Raw genomic sequence first — 703 nt, 5'->3', positions numbered from 1 at the left:
ATCGGTCAATAGAGTGTCGACTATGCCCATTGAGTCGGGATACTCTATCAGACCGCTATCGGTAATATCGATAAATGGCCCTATCATTCTTTTTCTCAGACAGTCGCAATCTATATCTACCGGGCTGTTAAATGAATAATTGTAATACAGCACATATATCGATTCGATTGTATTTTCAGTATCTTCACTCCTCCCCAAAAAGGGTAAAAGCAAAAACAGAATCGGGAATATTAAAATCGCCTTTTTCATAATGGATTATTTTGAGGTTACACTATCCCTATCACCAGCACCCCAGCCCGGTTATCTCCATCTTTCCACGAGAGTATTTGAAATAGAAATCTCCCCAATCACATATCATAGTTGGGACATATTGTTGATATGTGAATCTTCTTTTTTTCCCCGTTCGTTCATATAGATAGGGAGGAAGATCACCATGCCAAACAAAAAGGAAATCGTTGTATTCGAAATATCCCGTTCCATCCCTGGCTTCTGGAGAGGAGGATATCGAGAATATGAGATAATAGCTTCCATCGTCTTGCCTTTTCGATTTAATATCAAATACATCGGCATCTTCGTAGTCCAAGCAAGCGCAACCCGAATTGAAAATCTTGGAGTCTATCTCTTGTAAAAAGACCGAGTCTTTTATATTCATTTCGGGCATATAGACCGTGATTTTTTTCACCATCTCTTCATAGGTCAGCAT

The 703-nt window shown here is 39.3% G+C and carries 2 protein-coding genes; both read right to left on the bottom strand.

Annotated features, from left to right (window positions below; genetic code table 11):
* A partial coding sequence (locus NW211_RS13925) for a hypothetical protein (RefSeq protein WP_258328281.1) occupies positions 1 to 249 on the bottom strand: 249 nt, incomplete at its 3' end.
* Between the two features lie 31 nt (positions 250 to 280).
* The coding region (locus NW211_RS13920; RefSeq protein ID WP_258328280.1) for a hypothetical protein at positions 281 to 703 on the bottom strand (423 nt) is incomplete at its 5' end.

It is taken from the genome of Barnesiella sp. ET7 (assembly GCF_024733785.1).
Classification (GTDB): Bacteria; Bacteroidota; Bacteroidia; order Bacteroidales; family Barnesiellaceae; genus Barnesiella; species Barnesiella merdigallinarum.
This window is presented reverse-complemented; position numbering and strand designations above follow the sequence as displayed.